At 59.0% G+C, this 23,173-nt stretch carries 21 protein-coding genes and 4 tRNA genes; 13 read left to right on the plus strand and 12 right to left on the minus strand.

The window, feature by feature from the left end; translation table 11 throughout:
- Nucleotides 1-136 precede the first annotated feature (136 nt).
- On the minus strand, nucleotides 137-715 hold the full coding sequence (locus D8M41_RS00465; RefSeq protein WP_039955001.1) for a Fur family transcriptional regulator: 579 nt from the start codon (nucleotides 713-715) through the stop codon (nucleotides 137-139).
- Between the two features lie 305 nt (nucleotides 716-1,020).
- Here D8M41_RS00465 and htpX point away from each other — a divergent pair, with 305 nt between their 5' ends.
- A complete protein-coding gene (gene htpX / locus D8M41_RS00470) occupies nucleotides 1,021-1,911 on the plus strand; it encodes a zinc metalloprotease HtpX (protein WP_006887724.1) in 891 nt (296 codons plus the stop codon).
- Between the two features lie 125 nt (nucleotides 1,912-2,036).
- Here htpX and D8M41_RS00475 read toward each other — a convergent pair whose 3' ends face one another.
- A complete protein-coding gene (locus tag D8M41_RS00475) occupies nucleotides 2,037-2,528 on the minus strand; it encodes a YajQ family cyclic di-GMP-binding protein (RefSeq protein WP_023133155.1) in 492 nt (163 codons plus the stop codon).
- Between the two features lie 160 nt (nucleotides 2,529-2,688).
- Here D8M41_RS00475 and D8M41_RS00480 point away from each other — a divergent pair, with 160 nt between their 5' ends.
- Together D8M41_RS00480 and D8M41_RS00485 are read left to right on the plus strand one after the other, a co-directional pair.
- Nucleotides 2,689-3,048 carry a hypothetical protein gene (locus tag D8M41_RS00480; RefSeq protein WP_126926218.1) on the plus strand — a complete coding sequence of 120 codons (360 nt, stop codon included), beginning with the start codon at nucleotides 2,689-2,691 and terminating at the stop codon, nucleotides 3,046-3,048.
- A gap of 118 nt (nucleotides 3,049-3,166) precedes the next feature.
- A tRNA-Tyr gene (locus D8M41_RS00485) sits at nucleotides 3,167-3,248 on the plus strand.
- Here the strand turns inward: D8M41_RS00485 and D8M41_RS11555 are convergent.
- Nucleotides 3,220-3,375 carry a hypothetical protein gene (locus D8M41_RS11555; RefSeq protein ID WP_153269369.1) on the minus strand — a complete coding sequence of 52 codons (156 nt, stop codon included), beginning with the start codon at nucleotides 3,373-3,375 and terminating at the stop codon, nucleotides 3,220-3,222. The two genes, D8M41_RS00485 and D8M41_RS11555, sit on opposite strands and share 29 nt — an antisense overlap.
- Nucleotides 3,376-3,484: 109 nt before the next feature.
- On the opposite strand from D8M41_RS11555, the gene D8M41_RS00490 reads away from it, so the two are divergent.
- Nucleotides 3,485-3,856, plus strand: coding sequence for a thioredoxin family protein (locus D8M41_RS00490; protein ID WP_006887715.1), 372 nt, complete (start codon nucleotides 3,485-3,487; stop codon nucleotides 3,854-3,856).
- 111 nt (nucleotides 3,857-3,967) lie between these two features.
- On the opposite strand, the gene D8M41_RS00495 is transcribed toward D8M41_RS00490, so the two are convergent.
- Entirely contained in the window at nucleotides 3,968-5,110 is a 1,143-nt protein-coding gene (locus tag D8M41_RS00495; RefSeq protein ID WP_238693447.1) for a DNA-3-methyladenine glycosylase family protein, read from the minus strand.
- A 228-nt stretch (nucleotides 5,111-5,338) separates the two neighbouring features.
- On the opposite strand from D8M41_RS00495, the gene D8M41_RS00500 reads away from it, so the two are divergent.
- From D8M41_RS00500 to D8M41_RS00520, 5 genes are all read left to right on the plus strand, one after another.
- Nucleotides 5,339-7,162 (plus strand): DUF2079 domain-containing protein, encoded by a 1,824-nt coding sequence (locus tag D8M41_RS00500; protein ID WP_126926219.1) that lies wholly within the window; start codon nucleotides 5,339-5,341, stop codon nucleotides 7,160-7,162.
- 448 nt (nucleotides 7,163-7,610) lie between these two features.
- On the plus strand, nucleotides 7,611-9,737 hold the full coding sequence (locus tag D8M41_RS00505; protein WP_238693448.1) for a DEAD/DEAH box helicase: 2,127 nt from the start codon (nucleotides 7,611-7,613) through the stop codon (nucleotides 9,735-9,737).
- A 181-nt stretch (nucleotides 9,738-9,918) separates the two neighbouring features.
- Nucleotides 9,919-9,990: transfer RNA gene (locus D8M41_RS00510), tRNA-Thr, on the plus strand.
- Between the two features lie 29 nt (nucleotides 9,991-10,019).
- Nucleotides 10,020-10,093 (plus strand) — tRNA-Met (locus tag D8M41_RS00515).
- Nucleotide 10,094: 1 nt separating this feature from the next.
- A tRNA-Thr gene (locus D8M41_RS00520) sits at nucleotides 10,095-10,166 on the plus strand.
- Between the two features lie 243 nt (nucleotides 10,167-10,409).
- On the opposite strand, the gene D8M41_RS00525 is transcribed toward D8M41_RS00520, so the two are convergent.
- The gene (locus tag D8M41_RS00525) at nucleotides 10,410-11,414 is read right to left on the minus strand and encodes an LLM class flavin-dependent oxidoreductase (RefSeq protein WP_126926220.1); all 1,005 of its coding nucleotides are present in this window, start codon (nucleotides 11,412-11,414) and stop codon (nucleotides 10,410-10,412) included.
- 167 nt (nucleotides 11,415-11,581) lie between these two features.
- Here D8M41_RS00525 and D8M41_RS00530 point away from each other — a divergent pair, with 167 nt between their 5' ends.
- The 4 genes from D8M41_RS00530 (at nucleotide 11,582) to D8M41_RS00545 (ending at nucleotide 14,261) form a co-directional block, all read left to right on the plus strand.
- Nucleotides 11,582-12,037, plus strand: coding sequence for a MaoC family dehydratase N-terminal domain-containing protein (locus D8M41_RS00530; RefSeq protein ID WP_126926221.1), 456 nt, complete (start codon nucleotides 11,582-11,584; stop codon nucleotides 12,035-12,037).
- Complete coding sequence (locus D8M41_RS00535) at nucleotides 12,037-12,495, plus strand: MaoC family dehydratase (protein ID WP_126926222.1); 459 nt, start codon at nucleotides 12,037-12,039, stop codon at nucleotides 12,493-12,495. The genes D8M41_RS00530 and D8M41_RS00535 overlap by 1 nt, the downstream gene beginning before the upstream one ends.
- 141 nt (nucleotides 12,496-12,636) lie before the next feature.
- Nucleotides 12,637-13,746, plus strand: coding sequence for a UDP-N-acetylmuramate dehydrogenase (locus D8M41_RS00540; protein ID WP_126926223.1), 1,110 nt, complete (start codon nucleotides 12,637-12,639; stop codon nucleotides 13,744-13,746).
- A 194-nt stretch (nucleotides 13,747-13,940) separates the two neighbouring features.
- A complete protein-coding gene (locus D8M41_RS00545; RefSeq protein WP_238693475.1) occupies nucleotides 13,941-14,261 on the plus strand; it encodes a type II toxin-antitoxin system Phd/YefM family antitoxin in 321 nt (106 codons plus the stop codon).
- Here D8M41_RS00545 and D8M41_RS00550 read toward each other — a convergent pair.
- The 7 genes from D8M41_RS00550 to D8M41_RS00580 all read right to left on the minus strand — a co-directional run bounded on the left by D8M41_RS00550 (nucleotide 14,258) and on the right by D8M41_RS00580 (nucleotide 23,172).
- Nucleotides 14,258-14,794, minus strand: coding sequence for a DUF1697 domain-containing protein (locus tag D8M41_RS00550; protein ID WP_126926224.1), 537 nt, complete (start codon nucleotides 14,792-14,794; stop codon nucleotides 14,258-14,260). The two genes, D8M41_RS00545 and D8M41_RS00550, sit on opposite strands and share 4 nt — an antisense overlap.
- 74 nt (nucleotides 14,795-14,868) lie before the next feature.
- On the minus strand, nucleotides 14,869-16,596 hold the full coding sequence (locus tag D8M41_RS00555; RefSeq protein WP_126926225.1) for a hypothetical protein: 1,728 nt from the start codon (nucleotides 16,594-16,596) through the stop codon (nucleotides 14,869-14,871).
- 307 nt (nucleotides 16,597-16,903) lie between these two features.
- A complete protein-coding gene (locus D8M41_RS00560; RefSeq protein WP_126926226.1) occupies nucleotides 16,904-18,259 on the minus strand; it encodes an MFS transporter in 1,356 nt (451 codons plus the stop codon).
- A gap of 167 nt (nucleotides 18,260-18,426) precedes the next feature.
- Nucleotides 18,427-19,245 (minus strand): hypothetical protein, encoded by an 819-nt coding sequence (locus D8M41_RS00565; protein ID WP_126926227.1) that lies wholly within the window; start codon nucleotides 19,243-19,245, stop codon nucleotides 18,427-18,429.
- Nucleotides 19,246-19,449: 204 nt separating this feature from the next.
- On the minus strand, nucleotides 19,450-20,268 hold the full coding sequence (locus tag D8M41_RS00570; RefSeq protein ID WP_126926228.1) for a hypothetical protein: 819 nt from the start codon (nucleotides 20,266-20,268) through the stop codon (nucleotides 19,450-19,452).
- A 286-nt stretch (nucleotides 20,269-20,554) separates the two neighbouring features.
- Nucleotides 20,555-21,472, minus strand: coding sequence for a hypothetical protein (locus tag D8M41_RS00575; protein WP_126926229.1), 918 nt, complete (start codon nucleotides 21,470-21,472; stop codon nucleotides 20,555-20,557).
- Between the two features lie 107 nt (nucleotides 21,473-21,579).
- Complete coding sequence (locus D8M41_RS00580; protein WP_126926230.1) at nucleotides 21,580-23,172, minus strand: hypothetical protein; 1,593 nt, start codon at nucleotides 23,170-23,172, stop codon at nucleotides 21,580-21,582.
- Between the last annotated feature and the right edge of the window lies 1 nt (nucleotide 23,173).

A 23,173-nucleotide genomic window follows, 5' to 3' on the forward strand; every position in this document is an offset into this window, starting at 1 on the left:
GGTGTGGTGCACGCAACCGTGTGCTGTTTGGTGATGCAGTGCCGCATGAGCCGGTGGGTATCGGCGCTTTAGAAGGTGCTGCCGGTGTGCCGCTGCAGCCGTGTGAGGACTGAGCGGGTGGGCCGCCACGGCACCTTTAGCGGCTGATGCTCTCTGCTGCTTGTTTCTGTGCCGCAGCGAGGCGTGTTTCTTCTTCGGTTTGGCAGTCGGCGCAGATGCCCTGGTAGAGCACATCTGCGCTAATGAGCGCCATGCCGTGGAAGTCGCTGGGTGTTAGGCAAGGTGCTGAGCCGATGGCGCAGTCTACGTCCTGAACTTTTCCGCAGCGAATGCAGAAAGCGTGATGGTGGTTATCACCTGTGCGGGTTTCGTACAGTCCGGGGGTCCCGGGCGGTTCGAACTTGCGCAGCAGGTTTATGTCAGTGAGGTCTGTGAGGATGACGTACACCGATTGCACGGTAATGGAGGGGAGCTCCTGCCGTACAGCGGTGACAATTTCTTCCGCATTGGAGTGCGGATGTGACTGAACCGCGCGGAGTACAGCGAGGCGCTGCTTGGTCACCCTACGTCCTTTGGAGCGCAGGCTAGCCGACCAGACTTCCTCTAGAAGCTGCGGCGTAGTATCTGCGTCTGCCGGGAGCGGGCCGGTGTGGGCGCATCCTCGGGGTGCGCGCTCGGCTCTGGGTGCCGCGTTCGTGGCTACGGTTTCGGTCATGACCACCACTCTACATTTAATCTGAGTATTTCACAATTGGTAATCTGAATTTTTCATAATAAATTGATGAAAATGCGTAATGCGCTGTCGCTAAAAACCGTGTCATGGCGCCTTAAGAGGGGTATGTAGTTCAATGACCGGTGATTTATCTCTCATACAGCGGTGGATGTGTGCATGCAAAACACCCCGCTCTGGGCGAAGTCTCCCACGCGCCAGCCGCGCACCCCGTATCCTAAGAAAAAACACGTTCACCCTAACACCCCGCTGCACACACCAGCATGGGAAGTTGAAACGGGGAAGGAAAAATGCACAAACACTACAACGGCCTCAAAACCGCCCTGCTCATGGGGACTATGGTGGGGCTCCTTATGCTTATTGGCGTGGTTATCTCGGCGTACACCCGCAGCATGCTCTTCATCTGGCTTTTTGGGCTCATTGGGCTCGGCTCGGTAGCCTACACCTACTGGAACTCCGATAAACTTGCCCTGCGTTCCATGAACGCCTACCCGGTCAGTCGAGAGGAAGTGCCTGTACTCTACGACATTGTGGAAGAGCTCTCCTCCCGCGCGAACCAGCCTATGCCCCGCCTGTACGTGGCACCCACCCAAACCCCTAATGCGTTTGCTACCGGCCGTAACCCGCAAAACGCCGCCGTATGCTGCACCGAAGGTATCCTGCAGCTGCTTGATGAGCGAGAGATGCGCGGGGTTTTGGGACATGAGCTGATGCACGTGTATAACCGGGACATCCTCACCAGCTCTATCGCCGCGGGTATTTCTACTATTATCGGCACCATCGCTAACGTGGTAAGTTTCGGGGCTATGTTTGGCGGCGGTAACCGTCACGAACGCGGTAACCCGCTCGGGGCTCTTGCGATCGCTGTGCTCGCGCCGCTGGCCTCCGCCGTTATTCAAATGGCTATTAGCCGCACCCGCGAGTATGACGCTGATGAAGACGGCGCCGCGCTCACCAACGACCCGCTGGCGCTCGCCTCGGCGCTCAATAAGCTTGAATCCGGGGTGTCGCTGTACCCTATGGATCCCGATAACCCGCGTACCGCCACCACCTCCTCCATGATGATCGCCAACCCCTTCGGCAACCTAAATATTGGGAAGTTCTTCTCAACCCACCCGCCGATGGATCAGCGTATCGCTCGTTTGCAGCAGATGGCGCGCGATAACGGGCAGTACAACTAGACCTGCCGCCCCAGTGCCCGGTTGGAGTGACCAACTGGCTCAGGTTTAGGGCAGTATACGCGGCGGGGTGGGTACCGAAATGTTCCGGTACCCACCCCGCCGTGTGTATGTTGTGTGTGCGTGTCTTAGCGGTAGTTTACGAACTGCAGATCCACCTCAAGGTCTGCCGCTTTGAGCATCGCAATAACATCCTGCAGATCATCACGTGATTTGGACGAAACGCGCAGTTCGTCCCCCTGAATCGTTGCTTTAACACCCTTGGGGCCTTCGTCGCGGATGAGCTTGGAAATCTTCTTCGCCTGATCCTGGGCAATACCTTCCTTAATGGCGCACTCAATGCGGGTCTCCTTACCCGAAGCATAAGGCTTGCCATCGTCCAAAGACTTGAGCGAGATGCCGCGCTTGACGAGCTTCGACTGGAAGACGTCTAGAACTGCCAGTGCCCGCTCCTCGGTATTGGCTTTAATCAGGATTTTCTCGCCCGAAAAGTCGATCTCGGCGCCCACATTGCGAAAATCGTAGCGCTGTGAGACCTCTTTCTGCGCCTGGTGCAGGGCGTTAGCAACCTCCTGCTTATCAACCTTTGAGACGATGTCGAATGAAGACTCGCTTGCCATTGGTTTTCTGTTCCTTTCGGTTGGTAACGGGTTGCGGCGCGCCAGCGCGCACCTGGTACACATCTAGCCTACCCGCTCTGAGGCGCCGTTCACAGCGAACTATCAGGTTCGCTCGAATATTTCTCAGCTTGTTCCAACATTGGCCGCTCAAAATGGAGATATGACGACTAACTACTACACACACGATATTACTCATAACAATCCAAATGACCTGGAAACCCTGCTTTTCTTGGACATTTATAGTTCTCTTGACCTTGACCCGGCCGATATTCCCGATGCCGAGAAGGTCGAGGCCACAACGGCTGTTGAAGCTGGTGACGAGCAGGAAACCGATGAGGACTTCTCCCCATTTGAGGGCATTGGGGTGACGCTCACTGACCCGAACATTGTGGCTCGGTTCAACGGCGTCCGCCGCGATCTGCTGCGGGAGATTCGGGGCGGGATGTGCACCGTCGAACAGGCTCAGCGGTACCTTGAGCACCTCGAAATCACGCTGCTGCTTGAACAAGACGGCGAATAGAAAAAGTAGCGTTCCTCACAAATAAGGGTGCTGATTTCACACAGTTGCTATACATGCTGTAGACTTTTATCTGTTCGCCTGACGAACGTCTAACAATCATAAATATGATGGTTAGCTTGGCAGATTACCCGAGCGGCCAAAGGGGGCTGACTGTAAATCAGCTGGCACAGCCTACGGGGGTTCGAATCCCTCATCTGCCACAAATAACCCGGTTACTGCGGTAGCCGGGTTATTTTGTACCCGTTCACTACCTGCCCGAAACAGCAGGGCGATACCGCCAATAAGCATGGTGCGGGTTGCGTTCAGCACCCCCAAACCCGTTTTCATGTTGTTAACCGCATAAAATATGACGACAATACGACATGAAACCAACACATTCTTTAGTCTGTGAGTGAAATATTCGCGCTAAGCGCCCGTAAGGTGTAGCGTTATCTGCATGGCAACTATCGAAATTACCCAGCAGAACCTCCTGCCCACCGTCCAGGAGAACGACATCGTCTTCCTCGACTTCTGGGCTGACTGGTGCGGTCCTTGCAAGCAGTTCTCGCCTGTCTACGAGGCTGCCTCCGAGAAATACAGCGACATTACCTTCGGTAAGGTAGACACCGAAGACCAGGGTCAGCTCGCGCAGGACGCTGGTATTACCTCCATCCCCACTATTATGGGGTTCCGTGAGGGCATCCTCGTATACTCACAGCCGGGTGCGCTCAACGAGTCACAGTTCGAGCAGGTGATCTCATCCATCCGAGAGCTCGACATGGATAAGGTTCACGCAGAGGTAGCCGCCGCAGAAAAGGCAGAATCCTAAGCTTAGCGCAAACGTGCGCATATGATGCAGGGGCCGGTACCGTACAGGTGCCGGCCCTATACGTGCACCTCCGCCCTGAGGAACCCCGCCGAACCCGGTACGTATACGGTCTTATAGGTCGCGGTAATCCCGCACCGGCGTGCGCGGGCCGTGTCTCGGCTCGGTAGCGCCCGCAGCCAGAATCAGCCGCACCACCCGCTGGCGGTGCCCCGCGTACGGGGCTAAAAGCCTGAGCATATCAGCATCATCACCCCGCTTCCCACGCAGGGCATACCCCACATGGTGCGCCAAATGGTAGTCGCCTACGCTCACCGCATCCGGGTGGCCCACCTGAATCTGAAGCACCTGGGTTACGGTCCACGGGCCCACCCCGTGCAGCGACCCCAAGGCGGAGGCAAAATGAGCCACCGGGCCCGCAGCGGCAAGACGGTGCAGAGAATCGGCGGCGCGGGCGTAGGCGCGCACCGCGTTATAACGCGCCGCATCAACCCCCACCCGGTGCCACCCCCAATCCGGGATCGCTCCAAGTGTGCGGGCCGTTGGGTGCACACGCATCCTCGCAGGCTGATCACGGTACCCCGACTCCACGGCGGGTTCCCCGTAACGCATGAGCACGTCACGCTGCGTCTGGAACGCCTCCTTCAGGGTGACGCGCTGCTCAATAATGGCTGCAAAAACGTGACGGTCCAGCTGGTCCGAGGCGCTAAGCCGCAGCCCCGGATGTTCCCGATGCGCCCTGCGTAAGCTGCGCGGCAGGCTCGCGTACCCTGCCGAAGCGGTAAACGACTCCCAAGAATCACCCAAACCCAGCCACGCTGGGCAGCTTCGCACCAGCGCCTCCACATCGGCCCGCGCCTGCGGCTCTTCAAGAAACATTTCGGGCGATAGCCGCGCCCACGCCCGCACTAGGATGGGACGCATCAGCAGGCGGTGAAGGGCCGGCAGGGCGGGCTCGGGGGTGTCATCTGCCGCCCGAGAAAAACGTAGGGTGACCGGGAGCATCAGCTGCGGGGTGCGGGCGGTAACCCACACCATTTCGGCCCCCGGCTCCCGGGCGGTTATCCGATATGCGGCATCTGCGGCACCCCGCTGCAATACCCCCAGTGTCTGGCCCATATGCACCGGAACCTGCGGGCGGATCACCGCCTGCACCCCGATCGTCGCCTCCTGTGTGATTGCGCTGGTGCGAGTGGGTAGCGGCGCCAGCTCAACCTCTGGTAGCGCCATGGGCGGTGTCGGAAGATTCGGGGGCATACACACATGCTACCGCAGCCTCGTGCCCCACATACCGCCGCCTGAGCTTGTCACCGTGGTGCTGACCATAGGAAATGTGCACCACCGTATCAGCTGTTACACCGGGGGATAAGATACCCTTATGAGGTAGATATTCATGATGCGGATGCCCCGTGCACGGTGCGGGTGCATCCTTATCAATACGCCACTACAGGGCACCGTAGACAAACAGGCTGACAGGGGAACAACATGGCCGCAGGGGCATCCGGTACAGAGGATACGCCGAACACTCAATCCAATACTGGTAAAGCACCCGACACCACCACCGAAAATACTGCGCCCGAAACCGGCGCGCCCACACACTCCGCCGAGACAGAACCAAGAAAAAACATCGGTACGCGCCTGCGTGAAAAACAGGGTATCCTGCTGGCGGGGCTGCTTGCGGTGTGCATTTTCATGCTGTACAACTACTACTCCTCACAGCAGCTGCTGCACTGGATCACCCCCTCCTGGGATTTAGCGATTTTTACCCAAATGGCCCAGGCGTACTCGCGGTTTGAAATGCCGATCGTGCCCATTAAAGGCCCCGACTTTAACCTGTGGGGTGACCATTTTCACCCCATCCTCATGCTCCTGGGGCCGGTGTACGCCTTCTTCCCCTCACCCATGACCCTGCTGGTGGTGCAGAACGGTATGGTGGCCCTTAGCGTGTACCTGACGGTGCGGTTTGCTCAGCGCGCGCTTGGCGGGCTCAACGGGCACGTTGTGGGAGTGCTCCTAGCCGCAGCATTCGGGCTGAGCTACGGGGTGCAGCAGGCGGTCGCCGCCCAGTTTCACGAGGTGGCGTTCGCCCTGCCGTTCCTAAGCCTCTCGCTGGGACACCTGGTACTTGCTGGCACGCAGCAGAACCCGCAGCGCGCATCACATATTACACACGCCTGCTGGTGGGCGGCCCCGTTGGCGTTCGTTAAAGAAGATATGGGCGTTACCGCAGCCATGATCGGTGCAATCGCGCTCATCCGCTCCGGCTGGCTGCGTGAAGCGGCGAACACACTGTTCCCGCACGCCAGCAAGGATGTACCCGCATTCTGGCCGCGCCTGCGTGAGGTTTTTTCCGGGTGGACAAAATCGCGTGGGGCAGCCGAAGCCACCTTGCTGATGGTGTGGGGCCTTTTCTGGTCGTACACCTCAATGAACCTGATACTGCCGATTTTTAACGTCAACCACCAGTTCGACTACGCCGACAAAGTGGACCTTTTCGGTGCCCTCAAGAACCCGCTGAACGCGCTTCAACTGCTGTTCACCCCCGATGAAAAAGCCCAAAGCCTCTGGCTTCTGCTCATGGTGGGCGCCTTCCTGTGGGTGGTCAGCCCCCTGGCGGCCGTGGCGCTGCCCACCATCGCCTGGCGGATGCTTTCAAGTAACTCGTCGTACTGGCTGAGCACCTGGCACTACTCGCTGGTACTCATGCCGATCGTGTTCATGGCGCTACTGGACGTGCTGGTGCGGGTGCACGAGCACCGTCGCCGGGTTGCCGCCTCAGCACACGATAAAGCCGCTGCGGATCAGAACACCGCCTACCAGAAGCCTGAGCAGCAGAACACGGCGGGGAGCGACTGGGCGAAACCATACCGAAACGCCACGCAGGCAATTATCCTCAAAACCCCGCTGTGGCTGGTGCCTCTTCTGGCTCTGGTGTTCACTGTCGCACCGATTCTTACCGCCCAGCCCACCCAGCCGCTGGCGCAGCTGACCGACCCGGTGTTCACCACCACCGATCAAACCAGTACCGAGGTGAACAAGCGCCGTGCCGTTGATGCGGTGCCCATCGGTGCGAGCGTGGCCACCGACCTGTCGATTATTACCGAGCTGATTCCCGGACGCACTGTCTACTGGATTGGGCATCACGGCGAACCGGCCCCCGACTATGTGGTGATTGACCGCGCCGGTACCGCCTGGGGCGGTAAGCCCCCGACCAATGCGGCGCAGTACGCCGCCGACCGGTACGGGCACCCCTATGAGGTAGCTGAACGTGTGGGCACCATCGATATTGTGCGCCGCACCGACAAATAGCCTCCGTAAAATCCATGAGCCCTGCCTCTGATGCGCCCCACCGCCTGCTTCGGCAGCTGGTGGGGTGCACCTGTATCAGCTAACACTTGCCCCCCATGCCTGCCGCTGCGGTGCGGGCCAGCGTGAGGCGGCATGAGGCGGAGTAAGCGAAAGTAATGTGCAGGCTAACCCCAACCGGTTCCCGGGTGCGGTACACTAGATGACGTACGGGTACCCCAAGAGGTCTTGTGCGCCCAAAAAGAGCCGGTTCGCCAGCTCGCACGGGAGGGCGCCGCACTCCGAATCAATTCTTCACCGCCCACCGGCGGACGCCACGTTTTCACCGTGCGTGGCGATGTTGCGTGTTTACGAGAAATTCAAGGCCTGAAAATCCCAGCAGCAACCATCCCATCGCACCACCGCATAGGCAATCCGCTCTGCGCGCCACGGCCCCGTCGGGCTGTGCAAGATGGGAGTACGTTTTCCGCAGGGACACGTGGAACAGGGGAACCCCGCCCGGTGCCGAAAAGCGCGCACCGTACGAACCCCTAAAACAATTGAGGAAAAATTGACTGAGAATATCTCTGCCGATCAGGCAGACAACGCAACGTATACTGCCAATACCTCCGCCGCTGAACAGGAAACTGCGGCGCATACTGAGACTACACAGGCCGCCACAAAGCAGAACGACGCCGCGCACCCCGAACAGGGAACCGTTGAAGAAACCCACGTCGCCGCGGCAGCTACAGCCCCCGAAACCGCCGCAGAAAAAGGCGAGGAGAACGGCATTAAATTCACCGACCTGGGGCTAGACCCCCGAGTGCTCTCTGCACTCGAAGAAGTCGGCTACGAGAAACCTTCCCCCATCCAGGAACAGACCATCCCGCTGCTGCTGGACGGCAACGATGTGGTGGGTCTGGCACAGACCGGTACCGGCAAAACCGCAGCCTTCGCACTGCCCGCGCTCTCCCGCATGGCAGAACTCGCCGACATTAACGGCGTCTCCCGAGACACCCAGGTGCTCGTACTCGCCCCCACCCGCGAACTCGCCCTGCAGGTTGCCGAGGCCTTCTCCTCCTACGCAACCCACATGGAAGACTTCACCGTGCTTCCCATCTACGGCGGCTCACCCTACGGACCCCAGCTTGCCGGACTGCGTCGCGGCGCACAGGTAGTCGTCGGCACCCCCGGGCGCGTGATCGACCACCTCAACAAAGGCTCACTCGACCTCTCAAACCTGCAATACTTGGTGCTCGATGAGGCCGACGAAATGCTGCGCATGGGCTTCGCCGAAGACGTAGAAACCATCCTCGAAGGCACCCCAGACGCCAAACAGGTGGCGCTCTTCTCAGCCACCATGCCCAACTCGATCCGCAAAATCGCCCAGCAATACCTCAACGACCCCACCGAGGTGCGCGTCAAAACCAAGACCACCACCGGGGCGAACATCCGCCAGCGCTACATGCAGGTCACCCACTCCCACAAACTTGACGCCATGACCCGCGTGCTCGAAGTCGAAAACTACGACGGCATTATCGTCTTCGTACGCACCAAAAAAGAAACCGAAGAAGTCGCCGACAAGCTCAAGGCACGCGGCTTCCAAGCCGCAGCCATTAACGGCGACATCCCCCAGCAGCTGCGTGAACGCACCGTTGATGCGCTGCGCGACGGGCGCATCGACATTCTCGTAGCGACCGACGTTGCCGCCCGCGGGCTGGATGTTGAACGCATCTCCCTCGTGGTGAACTACGATATTCCGCACGATACCGAATCCTACGTGCACCGCATCGGGCGTACCGGCCGTGCCGGGCGTGACGGCGAAGCGATCCTCTTCGTCACCCCGCGCGAGAGGTACATGCTGCGGCAGATTGAAAAAGCAACCCGCCAAAAGGTTGAGCCGATGCGCATGCCCACCGCCCAAGACGTGAACGCGAACCGCAAACAGCGTTTCGCCGAGCAGATCACCACCACCATCGAAACCGAAGATTTGGACTTCTTCCGCCAGATCATTCAAGACTACGAGAACGAGCACGACATTACCGCCGAAGACATTGCGGCGGCACTGGCTGTTATCGCACAGCAGGGGCGGGCCTTCTTCCTCGACGAAGACGAGGATATTGCGCACGCCTCCCGCCCCTTCGCCGACGACGGAGACCGCCCCCGCAAGAACAAGGGCAAGAAACAGTTCAATAACGAGGGCATGGTCGACTACAAGCTGAATGTGGGCCGCTCCGCACGGGTGAGCGCTTCCGCGATTGTGGGTGCGCTCGCAAACGAGGGCGGCATTAAGGGCTCACAGATCGGTTCGATTGATATTCGCCAGCACTTCACAATTGTGGGGCTGCCGCAGGATCTGCCGCGTGATTTCTTTGAGCGTCTGCGCGACACCAAAATCGCCGGTGAGTTCATTAATATCCGCAAGGATAACGGCCCCAGGGGAGGCGGCTCCCGTGGCGGGCGCGGCGGTTTCCGCAATGACCGTGGCGGGTATGAGCGCCGCGGCGGTGGTTACCGTGAGGGCCGCAACAGCCGGGATGACCGTCGTGGCGGCCGCGGCGGGTACAAGGGCGGCGGGCACGGCGGTAAACGCTACTAGCCTGCTGATGCCCCACCTAGCGTAGCGGCTCAGTGCAGCGGCTCGGCGGCGGCCCGCCTCCTTCAGCGGGGAGGCGGGAGCACGCGCCGGGGTGGGGTATCCGAACCCCCGCACACGTGGTGCAGAACACTCACCCTGCATTTGTCAAAAAGATGAACCGTGCCGTAAACTTTTATCTGTTGCCCCGATAGCTCAGTGGTAGAGCGCCATCTTGGTAAGATGGAGGTCCCGGGATCGATTCCCGGTCGGGGCTCTCGCATTGACCTGCAAGGTTAATGTTCTGGCGGTGTAGCTCAGCTGGTTAGAGCGCACGACTCATAATCGTGAGGTCGACGGATCGAGCCCGTCCACCGCTACGCCCCGATAGCTCAGTGGTAGAGCGCCATCTTGGTAAGATGGAGGTCCCGGGATCGATTCCCGGTCGGGGCTCAGCTAAGCCTGTCTCTTCGGAGGCAGGCTTTTGTTGTGTCTGCTGGCTCTTCACTGCAAAGTGCATGTGTGCCGAAGCGCCAGGGGTGAAGGCGGTCTAGACAGCGCCTGTGCGCATGCCCGTCCTTCAGTCGTGGAGCGACCTCAGTCATTTTAATGTGCGTGCGGTGCGCCTAGACCGCCTCCAACAGCCCTGGTAGCCCGCCGGAAGACCGTGTTCCGGCGAGATATTAGGGTTTTCCGTTACTCGGCTTTCTGGAAAATTGGTAGCTGTGAAAGCAGCTCATAGCTTCGGATACGGTCCTCAAACTCCCACGGTGCGCTCATCACAATCACCTCATTCGCGCCGGTACGCTCCACCAAGTTAGTGAGCTGCCGCTGCGCAGTATCAGCGGACCCAACGATCGCCTCGGCGAGCATAGAATCGACGCGCTGCTTCTCAATAGGGCTCCACAGCTCATCCATAGCCTCAACCGGCGGGGCATAAAGCGTGCGGCCGCGAATAACACCCAAAAAATGCTGCTGCATGGTGGTGAAAAGCCGCCGCGCCTGCTCATCGGTATCGGCGAGCATCGCGGCCGCACCCACTATCACATACGGTTCAGACAGCACACGCGACGGCGTGAAATTGGTGCGGTACAGGTTAATAGCCTCAACCAGCGCTGCGGGCGCAAAATGGGAGGCAAACGCAAACGGCAGCCCCAGCTGCGCCGCCAACGACGCCCCAAACGTGGACGAACCCAGAATATACAGGGGCACGTTCGAGCCCTGCCCGGGAATAGCGTGCACCCGCCGCATGGGGGAGGGGCTGCCCAAATACCCCATGATCTCCTGCACCTCCGCCGGGAAATGAGCCGCCGCTGAATCATCCCGCCGCAGCGCCTGGGCGGTCATCGGGTCGGTGCCGGGTGCGCGGCCCAATCCCAAATCAATGCGCCCAGGGTGGAACGCCTCAAGGGTACCAAACTGTTCTGCCACTACATAGGGGGCGTGATTGGGGAGCATAATACCGCCCGAACCCACCCGGATGCGCTCGGTCGCGGCGGCAATCTCAGCCATCACCACGACCGTTGCCGAAGAAAGCAGCGACCCCGCGTTATGATGCTCGGCCACCCAGTACCGGCTGAACCCGAACCGTTCCACCGCCTGCGCCGCCTCAAGGGTGTAGCGCATGGTCTGGGTGTGCGAGCGGTCTTTGCGGGTGGGCATAAGATCCAGCACCGAGAACGGAATCTGCTGGTTAGTCATTGTGTCACTCCTTCACTGTGACGGTTAATGTACCTTTTTAGGCTACTCCCGCTTCGCGCGCGGCAACAGGAGGTTCGCCGTGGGCGGTTCCCACGGCCGTGAAAATGACGGGTGCCCCCGCCGCACTTGCGCCCCCACGTTGCGGCCAACCCGATAGACTGGTGGGTATGAGTATTAACCCTGACATTGTGGGGCGCGTGTACCCCGCCGAGGGCACCTACGCCGTCGGTCGCGAGAAAATCCGCGAATTTGCCCGCGCCGTACACGCCGAAAACCCTCTGCATCATGACGTTGAGGCGGCACGCGCCGCAGGATACGCAGACCTGATCGCCCCGCCCACCTTCGCTATCATCCTGTCCCAAGCCGCCGATGCCGCTCTGATTGGTGATAAATCTGCGGGCATCGATTTCTCCCGCATAGTGCACGCCGATCAGCGCTTTACGCATCACCGCCCCATCGTGGCGGGGGACGAACTGCGCACCGAAGTTCATGTGGATTCCGTGCGTGTGATGGGTGCGGGCGCCATGCTCACCACCCGCGAGGAAATTACTGATGCTGACGGTAAACTCGTCACCACCTGTATCTCATCCCTGCTGGTACGTGCCGACGAGGAGGGCGAATAATGTCCGTAAACTTTGCAGAACTCGAAAAAGGGCAGGAGATCGGCTCCCGAACCGTTGAGATTTCGCGTGCATCGCTGGTGCGGTATGCGGGCGCATCCGGTGACTTCAACCCTATTCACTGGAACGAGCGTTTTGCCCAGTCCGTGGGGCTTTCTGGTGTGATTGCGCACGGTATGCTCACGATGGGCACCGCCGTGCAGCTGGTGAGCGATTGGGCGGGCGATCCGGGTGCAATCGTGGACTACCAGACTCGCTTTACTAAGCCTGTGCCGGTGCCGGATGCGCCCGGCGGCGGCAACCCGGACACCCCTACGAATGCGCTGACTATCACCGGCAAGGTAGGCGCCGTGGATGAGGATGCGCGCACGGCTCGCATCGACCTCACCGTTACCGCTGACGGTGAAGGCAGCCAGCAGAAGGTTCTGATGAAGACTCAAGCCGTAGTGAAATTTGCCTAGCCCACGCGCTTGCAGTCGATACTCTGTGTGATTGTGCGTTGTTGAGTTATGGCAGGCCCGCTCTGACTACGGGGTGGGCCTGCCATAAGGTTTAGCTGACCCTAACGGAATAAAACGTGACAGACCGGTATTCTTAAAGACATGACTGAAAAGCTGCTGAGTGAGATCACCACCGCCCAAGTTGGCGGCCCTGCCCGCACATACATCCGCGCCACGACTGAAGCCGAGATTGTCGAGGCCGTTTCCTCCGCCGATGCCGCCAACGAACCCGTGCTGATCGTGGGTGGCGGCTCAAACCTGCTGATTTCCGATGCCGGGTTTGACGGTACCGTTGTGCATATTGCATCCACCGGGGTTGAGGAGCTGCCTATTCCCGCATGTGGCGGCGCGAATGTGCGCGTGCAAGCGGGTACCGTGTGGGATGATTTCGTGCAGCTGAGCATTGAAAAAGAATGGTCCGGCCCGGCGGCGCTATCGGGTATTCCCGGGACCGTGGGTGCAACCCCCGTGCAGAATGTGGGCGCCTACGGGGTGGAGGTCGGCGAGTTCATCGCGTCCGTGCGCACCTGGGACCGCCAGATTAACCAGTTTAAGACCTTCGCAAACGCCGATCTGCGTTTCGGCTACCGCGATTCAATCCTGAAACAAAACATGGTGAACGGCTCGCCGCGCTATGTGGTGCTGACCGTGGACTTCCAGTTCACGCTCGGCAGCCTGTCTTCACCCATTAAATACGGCGAGCTGGCGAAGAGCCTGGGCGTGCAGGTGGGGGAGCGCGCCGAATCCGCACTGGTGCGGGATAAGGTGCTGGCGCTGCGTGCCTCCAAGGGGATGGTGCTGGATGCCTCCGACCGCGATACCTTCTCGACCGGTTCGTTCTTCACGAACCCGATTGTGCCAGTGTCTGCACTGGAATCTTTGCCTGAGGATGCGCCGCGCTTCCCGGTAGTAACGCGCACCGGAGTGTTCGGAACCGAGCAGCAGGAGAGCGAGGAGCATGTGAAGCTCTCCGCCGCCTGGCTGATTCAGCACGCCGGGTTCGAGAAAGGCTTCGGGCTAGAAGGCGATGCGCGCGAGATTGCGGGCGGCCGCGCCTCGCTCTCGACCAAGCATACGCTGGCGATTACGAACCGTGGGGATGCCACCGCTGAGGATATTTTCGCGATTGCCCGCGCGGTGCGCGCCGGTGTTGCCGAGAAATTCGGGGTTGAGCTAGTACCCGAGCCGGTTGTGGTGAACGGGACGATTTAGGACTCTTCAGCCTCTTAGTCCCGCGAGCAGATAGGATTTTGACGAGAAGATAGCGGATTGTTATCTGCTCGTCAAAATACTATCTGCTCGCGGTTTGTTGGGTCTGTAAGTTCAGAAGTTTTCTTGCCATTCTCAGGGGCGCATCCTATTCTTGCAGGTATATCGCTGTGTAAGGAGCTATCGTAATGACCGTGATGACCAATCAAGAGTTCAAGCAGAACGTCAGCCAAGCACAGAAAACGGTACAAACCGAACCAGTCATTATTACCGACCGGGGCGAACCTGCATACGTGCTCATGACCTATACCGAGTATGAGAAGACTTTGCAGTCTAAATCCATTCGGAGTGGTTTGGACGCTTTGATGCCACTCGACGCCGCCGATATTGAATTAGAACTACAGCCGCGCAGCCGTGCCCAGCGTCGTCCCGTAGATTTTGAGGATCAACCGGCGGAATTAAACGGATCACCCACCCCATACGAAACTCAAACTGTGATGTGGGTGGGGCGGCGTTAATCCAGCAGGTCTAGAATCTTGTTGCAGGTTTTGGCGTTGCGCAGGGTCAGATGGTTTGCGAAGGCTTTCTTTGACATGAACTTTCCGTACTGAGCCTTTTTATAATCGGGCGTGCTGTAGTTGCCGAAGTAGACGGCGCAGGTTCCTATGTGAAGCACCTCGTCGGGAACATCCAGTGTTTCGAGCTCGGTGGCGAGTGCGTCGCGATCAGCATCAGTGGTGAAAAACATGGCGTCCAGGCGCGGCATATCCTCGTTCCACCACTCGGGCAGGTTGTGCGCATCCTCGCGGTATTCGTCAGCCGTGAGAAGTGAGAATGGAATCTCAAAATCGTAATGCTCCGCCAGCAGCTCGGTAATCTCCTGTGCCACGGTGGTTTTATCCCGCGAACTCACAAACAGCAGGTTTCCTGAGTTGATATAGCTTGTGACGTTCTCGTACCCCAGCGCAGCCAGCCGCTTTTTCAGCTCGGGCATCGACACCTTGCGCAGCTTCCCCAGGTTAACGCTCCTGAGTAAAAGAATGTACTGCATGGGTTTAAACCCTTTCTAACGATGAATGGTAAAAATCTGGGTCGAGTTCTCGGCGCAGACTTTGCTGCCCGCGTTTACGGCTCAGGATTGTCAGAAACAGCACCTGAAGCCTCGTAAAACCACGGCACCGCTGCATCATCTTCATTCTCCTGTGAGGGTACGCCGGGGGCAACCGGAAGATGCGGAATCAGCAGATCCACCTCGTCGCGGCGCAGAATCTCGGGGTCGGTTACCGCAGGCACGAACCCGGGCACCCGATCCCAGCTCCAGTAGTAGAACTTCTCGGGTGAGCTCCACGCGATCGTGCTGAACCCGCCACTGGAATCCTCATCAAACTGGTCTTTGACCCGCGCCTCATACAGGTACGGTGCCCTCTCACCGGTCGTCGGGTTTACCCCGTACCAGATACGCGTGATGAGCGCCCGCAGCATGGCTTCACCCGTATTGACGTGCACGGAAGAGAGTTGACCGTAGTCGTCGTAGAGAACCTTTCCTTCGCCCGGGGCGAGTACGGGCGGCTCGGTTCCCAGAGAATCCACAATATGCCCCACCAGTGCCTCGATATAGGCGCCGCGCCCGGGGACCTCATCGCGAAGCTCCCAGACCAGGTTTCCTTCCGCATCTAGGATCGCGACGGCGCACACCTCCCAGTCGGTGGCACGCCACGGGGTCAGATGCTCCGCCACAAACACCAAACGGTTATTCCAGCGGCGCATGACGAGCGTAAAATCTACGCCAAACCCGGGCCGCGCATGATTCAAGTTAGGCATAATCCCCGAGATGGGCATTAGCTCGGCGTAGACTTGGCGGTCGCCCTTCATAGAATCCCAATCGGGTTCGCATGCGTCCAGATACATTCTGAAGGGGGCGCTTTGCGGGCTTTGAATTAAAAACTCCCCGGAAACGAGCCTCTGCCACGGATACTGGGTGTCACGAATATCCTCACCCTGCTGAACCGTCATAGGCCAGTGCGTAAAGACCGCACCATACTCTGAGGCGGGCGGGTAGGAACGGGCGGCTTGCCGGTAGGGCGCTGTCGGCAGATGGGGGAGTATGCGGCGTACGTACTCGGGAATATCCTCGCCCGTGTCCGGGGGATAGATGAGGGGATCGGTATGTTCGAATGTGTAGCGCGCATCTTCGGTCGGAACACTCCATGCCAACCGCGCCGGAGGGTGGCAGTAGCTCAAAACCGTTGCCCGGTAGTCGGTCGTCACGTCAAGGTATGTTCGAGAACTGTAGTCGGTAACGTACGCCAGCCGAGTAATATTGTCACCCTGGCGCATATGGTATGAGTAACACTTGTCTTCGTTCAGGTCTAGGAACTCACCGTCCTCAAGCGCCGTATGCTCAACGCTGAGGCTGCGGTACAGTGCCATGAAGACCGCCTCAATATAGACCGAACGCTGCGGGTCATCATCGTGCTGCTCCCAGTGAAAAGCGAAATTACGATCCACCCAGGCGCGCGCGTACGTGCGGTCAGAGGGCTCTTGCCAGGCCAGAAAAACGTGCGCCGTGAAGTAAAGATAATCCTCATCAGCTTTGAAACTAAACGTGATATTGCCTGAGAAATACGTGTACCGATGCACCAGTTCACCCCTAAACCGATGCGGGTTTTCGGGGTCGAAAGGTTGGGGGTTCAGCTCCGCCATCAGGTGAAATTCCGAACCGATATAGTGCAGCACCCCGGGTCCCAGATACTCAGCAGGATGCCTGCCTGCGACCGGTTCACCGTTCTCAAGCGGCGCGGGCGTGTGGGCAATTGGCCAGGGAATATAGGTGACTGCGGGGGTTTCTGCCATGCCGCGCTCCTTGAGGTTGATGTCTAGACCGTTCTATCTCACCTGAGATACGCACTGAGCCCCACCCTGTACACAATAATGAGGCGGCAACACGCGATGTTCAGCCATCATAACGTATCGGCACCTGGAAATACGTCAACGCCTCATAGTGTGTCTGCGGCGTGCCCCGCGGCTTATGCACCCTCCCCTTGTCTTCTGTAACTCCACGAGCACCTGATAAACAAAGGAAAAAGCCGAGAAGGTGAGAGATTCCCACCTTCTCGGCACACTATGCTTCACATCATTCCTGCGTTGAAGGTTTTAGCAGCTAGAGCGATTTCCCGCGCTTTTCGGGCAGCGCGAAGGTAGTAACCGCCGCCAGAAGGAACGCCGCCGCGAAAACAGCGAACAGTACCCCGGTGCCGCCGAAAGAGATGAGTGGCGGAACGATAAGCGGCGCCAGAATTGATGCGATGCGCCCCAGTCCAGCCGCCGTGCCCGTGCCGGTGCCGCGCAGCCGGGTGGGGAATACCTCCGGGCTAATGGCGTAGAGCGCGCCCCATGCGCCCAGGTTGAAGAACGAGAGGAAGCACCCGCTGAGGATAATGAAGAAATCCGAATGCGAGAGGCCGTAGCATACCGCTGCGCCCGCCGAGCCTGCTAAAAATACGGCGAGGGTGGAGCGGCGCCCCCACTTCTCAATCAGGTAGGCGGCCACTGCATAGCCGGGTAGCTGCGCTAAGGTCATGATCAGGGTAAACGCGAAGGATTTCACTAGGCTGAACCCTTGCGCACTCAGTAGCGAGGGTATCCAGATAAATGCCCCGTAATATGAGAGGTTAATGCAGAACCACACGGTACACAGCGCCAGCGTGCGTTTACGCAGCGGAGCCGACCAGATGGAGGTTGCCTCCTGGGCATCGTTGGCAGGGGTCTCAGGTGCATTGTCACGGTTGGTTTCATCCGCGTGAGCACGTGTGCTGAGGGCCGCAGAGCTCTCAAATTCGGCAACCACTCGTTCTGCCTCGTCAGTGCGCCCTTTCGACTCTAAGAACCGCACGGATTCGGGCGTTCCCCAGCGAATAATCAGCGAATACAGTGCCGGGATCACGCCGATGGCAAGCGCCCACCGCCAGCCGTTTGGGTTCGGCACAACAAAGGTGCCGATAAGCGCCGCAAGAATCCATCCGAGCGCCCAAAACGCCTCCAAAATAACGACCACGCGCCCGCGAATAGCGCGCGGCGAAAATTCCGACATCAACGTGGATGCGACCGGCAGCTCAGCCCCGAGCCCCAGCCCCACAATAAACCGGAAAACCATTAAAACGGCCAGTGAACCGGCGAGTGCGGATGCGCCCGTCGCCAAACCGTAGATGAGCAGCGTTGCGGCGAAAATGTAGCGTCGTCCAAAACGGTCGGCGAGAAGCCCGCCGACGGTGGCGCCCAGAGCCATACCCAAAAAGCCGATGGAGCCTAGCCAGCTTGTTTCGGTGGGGGAGAGCGCCCACTGTTTGGTCAGTGCCGCCATGATGAAGGAGATCAGCCCAACATCCATTGCGTCGAGCGCCCAGCCGATACCGGTGACGCCCAAGAGCCTGGCGTGTTTGCGGGTGAAGGGCAGGGATTCGAGCCGTTGTGAGAGGTTGGGTGTGGTGGGGGATTCTGCTGTTGCAGCGGTTTTCATGGTGGATACCTTTGGTGCGATATTTTCTTTGTCTCTCAGCATACACCAGGTTAGGGTGTTTATGACTCAAACATAGTGTGTGAAAGTAAGCACCCTCCCAATTTGCGGGTAAAAACCGTCAATAGTGAAGAAATATTACGCCCAGCCCAGACTAGAAAACCGCGCGTCTAAGCGCCCTCCACAACGGGCAGGCGTTTTACCGCATAATTCACCGGGGCAGGAATACTTTTGCCGCGCAGAGGGTTATCGCTGTCATCGTCGGCGCCCTCCCAGAACACTACACGACGCGGGCCGCTCCACACTACGCTCCCACTGGGCACCCCGCGCCCCACCACCTTGGCAAAATACGATGCGGCCTGCGTGAGGGGGTGGTGCGGCACGAATTCCACATTCACAAAACGCACCACCACGCCCCCGGCTACCGTATGGTACGAGGCCCCAACAATAGGCTCAACGCGCTCAATGGTGCCCGTCACCTCCATCATTTCGCCCTCACTCAGATGCGGCGGGGTCACCCCCAGGCTGGTGCGCACCGCATCCAGCACGGCTGCCATGAATTCCATAAACTCCGGGTCGTCGCTGCGGATTTCCCACACCACTTTGAGGGTGGGCTCGATTCGGCCCCGCACGTAGCACACCCGGTCGTCGCCGGTGTCACTGACAGCCGCAATATACAGGTTCTCGGAGTCGGCGGAGTACTCAAAGAATAGTTCTTGGTCCTCAAAATCGTAGGTGCCCTCATTTGAGAACCCCTGAAAATTCTTGGGGTTCAGCGGGTTATACGCGGGAGGGTTAAAGAAGAAATAGTCTACGAATTCATAATCCACCTCGACGGTGCCGCCGCCCTTAAGGGGGCCTTCATCGGTTAGCGCCCGGTCAATCGTGAAAATCCCGGGGAACAGCCGTGAGGCCGGGTGTACACCGGCGTTTGAGGAAGCGGCTAGGGGCCACGGAACGTACGTTATGGTGTAGGAATACTCGCTCACGGGTGATCCTTTACGAGGTGACAGACACTGTGTTTGTAACTGGCGTCTTGGGCAGGTGGTTGGTGTGCCGCGGCACCCTGTGCCGCTGACTTTAGCATCTATAGTAACCCTATATTATATGCGCGGGCAGAGGATATTTGTCTCACCGGAGGAGAAAATATCCTCTGCCCGAACCGACACCCTCTGCTGGCGCTATAGGCGCAGCTACCCCACACGCTGCCTGCGGATCGATGAATCAGGCAGATGCCGCAGAATGGGCTGCACATGCCACTCCGGAATATCGCTGCCGGTGAGCGGAGTATCAAACAGTGGGTTCATACCGTACGGCCAGCACCGGGCGTCCTGCTCGGCGGCGTGCCACGCCAGGGCCGTATCCTCCTCAAAGTAGCTCAGCACCCGCCCATAGTACCCGGCTTTCGCGTTGCGGGTCTGGCTGTTGGAGTATTCGGTAATGTTAATGACCCGAATAATATCGTTACCTTCCCGCAGGTGATAAGAGGACACCTCACCGTCGGGGGAACGCACAGCCACACACTGCCCGTCGGCTATGGTGCGGGCGGGGTGGCGCATACTTTTATGCAGGGCGCCGATGACGGCCTCGGTGTAGTCCCGGCGGCGCGGGTTCTCATCCCGCTGCTCCCAATGCAGGTTAAGCTGCGCATCAATACTGGCTAGGGCGAAGCGGCTCACGGCCGGGTCGTCCCAGTGCAGGCGGCTTCGGGCACGAATCATGAGTTCGCCGCCTCTTGCAAAGTATTTGAACTCAATGTCGGGTGCCCACTGGTCAGCGTCTGGGCTGTGCAGGTACCCTACGAAGTCGGCATCGTGATTGGGTGTGAATATGGGCGGCACCAGGTACAGTTCGTGGGTGGGGTCGCTGATTCTTGTGTGTGCGATGCGCAGCACGCCAGGCTGCAGGTACTCCGCCGGATGCGCCCCGGGTTCGGGGGCGGTGTAGAAGACTTTATATTCGTCGGTGACTGGCCAGGGTGTGAATTGTATGGTGTACGGGAAGCTATTCACATGTGTTCCTATAACGGGTTATTTATCGGTGTGGTGATTGGTGTCATGCCCTAAATAGTTATGCATATATGATAGCTTAGAGCGGCCCGTTTTTCTGCCATATTCCTGAATAATTTTAGAGTATTTTTACGTATATATCTTTAAACCTGTCGAATTATTTGAGAGTAATCATTAATCCTCTACGGTATATATCGCTCCCTTAAAGTATAAAAATACAAATTGTGTATAGGAACGTGTGTTGCTGGCCGCGTATTACGGCCCGCAGCACACGGCTCAACGCAGTGGTTTATGCGTCTTGTACCAGCGGCAGGTGCGCAATGAGCTGCCGAATATGCTCCGGAAGGTCCTCACCCGTCAGCGGAGGAAAAGCCGCCGGGCTCAATTCCTTCGGCCAGTAGCGGGCAACCTCGCCGGTGCTCCACGCCAGATACTCCGGTTCCGCAGTGTTAAACAACTGTGCCACATACACTGGGTCCGGTGAACCAATACCAATCGGGTGCTCACAGGCCACAAGCCGAAGCATCTGCGGTTCCTCAACACGCGTGCAGCCGCCTTCGCTGAACCTATCGGCCACCAGGGTAGTGGCGTAGTGCAGCGAGCCTACGGGACCACCCCAGTCGTACTCAGAATCCTCCACTAGGTGTGCCTCACCCTCAGCAAGCTCAACCGGGGTCAGCGACAGACTCTCCACCAGTGCACCCAGCACGTTCTCAAGGTAGCGGCGGCGATACGGGTTCGTATCATGCACCTCCCACACCGGGGTCATATCCTCACCAATACGCACCCGGGCAAGAAGGTTGGTTTTAGCCCATTCTTCATAGTCGGGGCCCTCTTGCGGGGACCAGAAATAATTATCTTGTTCAGCGGTCAGATGCAGCTCAGTTTCGGTAATATCCATCCCAAAAATGAGCCCATCGGCGGCGGCCTGTGAGAACGGAAATACCGACAGGTACCCCGCACGGTACGGGAAGCCCCACCGGTTGCCATTCTCAAACATTTCCGGGGTGAGCCCTTCCCAAACCACCTGGTAACGCAAGATGCAACCCTTCTCACCGTTTTCCACCCCTTCCTCCCAGGCGAAGGGAATGTGCAGCTCCCCGGGGATAAGGCGCGCCGCCGGATGCTTAAACTGCTGCTGCCGCTGAACCCACCCGGCGGGCACGGGCCAGGGGATGAACTCGGTCAGAAAAAGGTCGTCGATCATGCTCTGCTTATTCCTTTCATATAGCGTTATAACGCATGATTAGCTGGCTGTATTGTATATGTTCTCAGGGTGCAGAATTCCCGCCAATACGCGGAATCCTCGGGCGGCTACTCGCTGCCCGCTGGCGGCAGGTGCGCACTCAGCGCCCGCACGGGGGCGGGAATCTCATCGCCGGTCAGCGGCGGGAAATACGCCCGATGCCCCGGTGCCTTCCAGTACCGGACACCATAGGAACCGGTACCCCACACGAGCACACCCGTCCCGTCGGCGGTTTGTACCTGCGCCTGGTATAGCTGCACATCACCGTCCACCCAGCCAGCCCCCACCATAAATGCGCGCACCATCACCCCGTCATGGCAATAATGGTAGGTGCCGAACTCCTCAGCCACATCGAACCTATGCGGCACGTGCAGGCATCCTCCCTCAGAGAGAGTTGGCGGCACCGTGCCGGGGATGGTGCGCATCACCTCGAACACGGCCTCAACCAGTTCGGCCCGGCCCGGAACCGTGTCCCGCACCTCCCAGGTGAGGTTCAGTGACGAATCAAGGCGTGCCACCGCGATCTCTTCCACTCCGCGCGGAGACCATACGGTCTCAGCGGCACTTGCCACCAGTAGTAGGTCCCCACACAGCGCAGCCTGCCGAAAATAGAAAGAGAGACCTCCTGCGGGGTCTTCAGGACACTCGGGCGGGACCTGGAAGAAACAGCCAGGCACCAGGGTGTGGGCATCATCGACGGCCATATACAGGCTCAGGTTTTCAGGTTTACCGTCTGCACGTTCCACATTCAGCTCGCCGGGCACCAGTTGTCCCCACAGATCCGGTGCCGCGCTCATGCGCTCCGCCTGCGCAGCAGCCACCGGCCACGGCGTGAACGTCACCCTGTAGTCTGTGACCTGCGGCGGCTGCGGATATTCGCAAGCGATCGGTGCAGACGGCAGATACGGCAGGATTTCCCGCACAAACCCGGGAATATGCTCCCCAGTCAGTGGAGCATCAAAGAGAGGGCTCATGGCATCTGACCAGTAGCGGGCATCCTCAGCCGCCACCTGCCACACCAGGCCCCCATGATCGGGCAGTACTTGCGCGCAGTACTCCGTCACTGTGCGACGCTCGGGGTTGCCGTAGCGCTGGTCCACCTCAAGAACACGGGTAATCTGCCCGGGCGCAGCAGCCGAATGCAGGTGGTATGAAATGAACCCGTCGGGGGAGCTCACCCTAGCGTATTCACCAGGGCCAAGGAGGTGCGGGGCGGTGAGCATCCCCTGATGTATGGCTGTCACGGCTGCCTCAATGCAGGCCATGCGCTCTGTATTCGTGTCGCGTTTAGCCCATATGAGCTTCAGGGCGTGGTCTATGGCGGCGGTTGCATAATGCGTTTCTTGCTCCCACAGGGAGGAACCAAACACGCGAACCAGCAGCTGGTTCTCATCGGCCGTGAAATGGAAGCACATGCCCTGCGGCTCGGGCTCATCCGGCAGGATGATTGGTGTGGCCTCAGCGCTGAAACCATACGGGTGCTCCGGGGTAAAAGTGGGTGGCACCAGGAACAAACTATGCGCGCTGCCGCCTGATGTGAGGGTGAGCAGCCCGGGCTTCAAATATTGAACCGGATGAGCCCCCAACGGCGTGCCCTCACTGTTTCTTTGCGGGCCAGCCACAGGCCAAGGGATGAAATGCACGGAAGGAGAAGAGGCCACA

The sequence above is a fragment of the Rothia sp. HSID18069 genome, assembly GCF_003989155.1.
Taxonomy (GTDB): Bacteria; Actinomycetota; Actinomycetes; order Actinomycetales; family Micrococcaceae; genus Rothia; species Rothia aeria.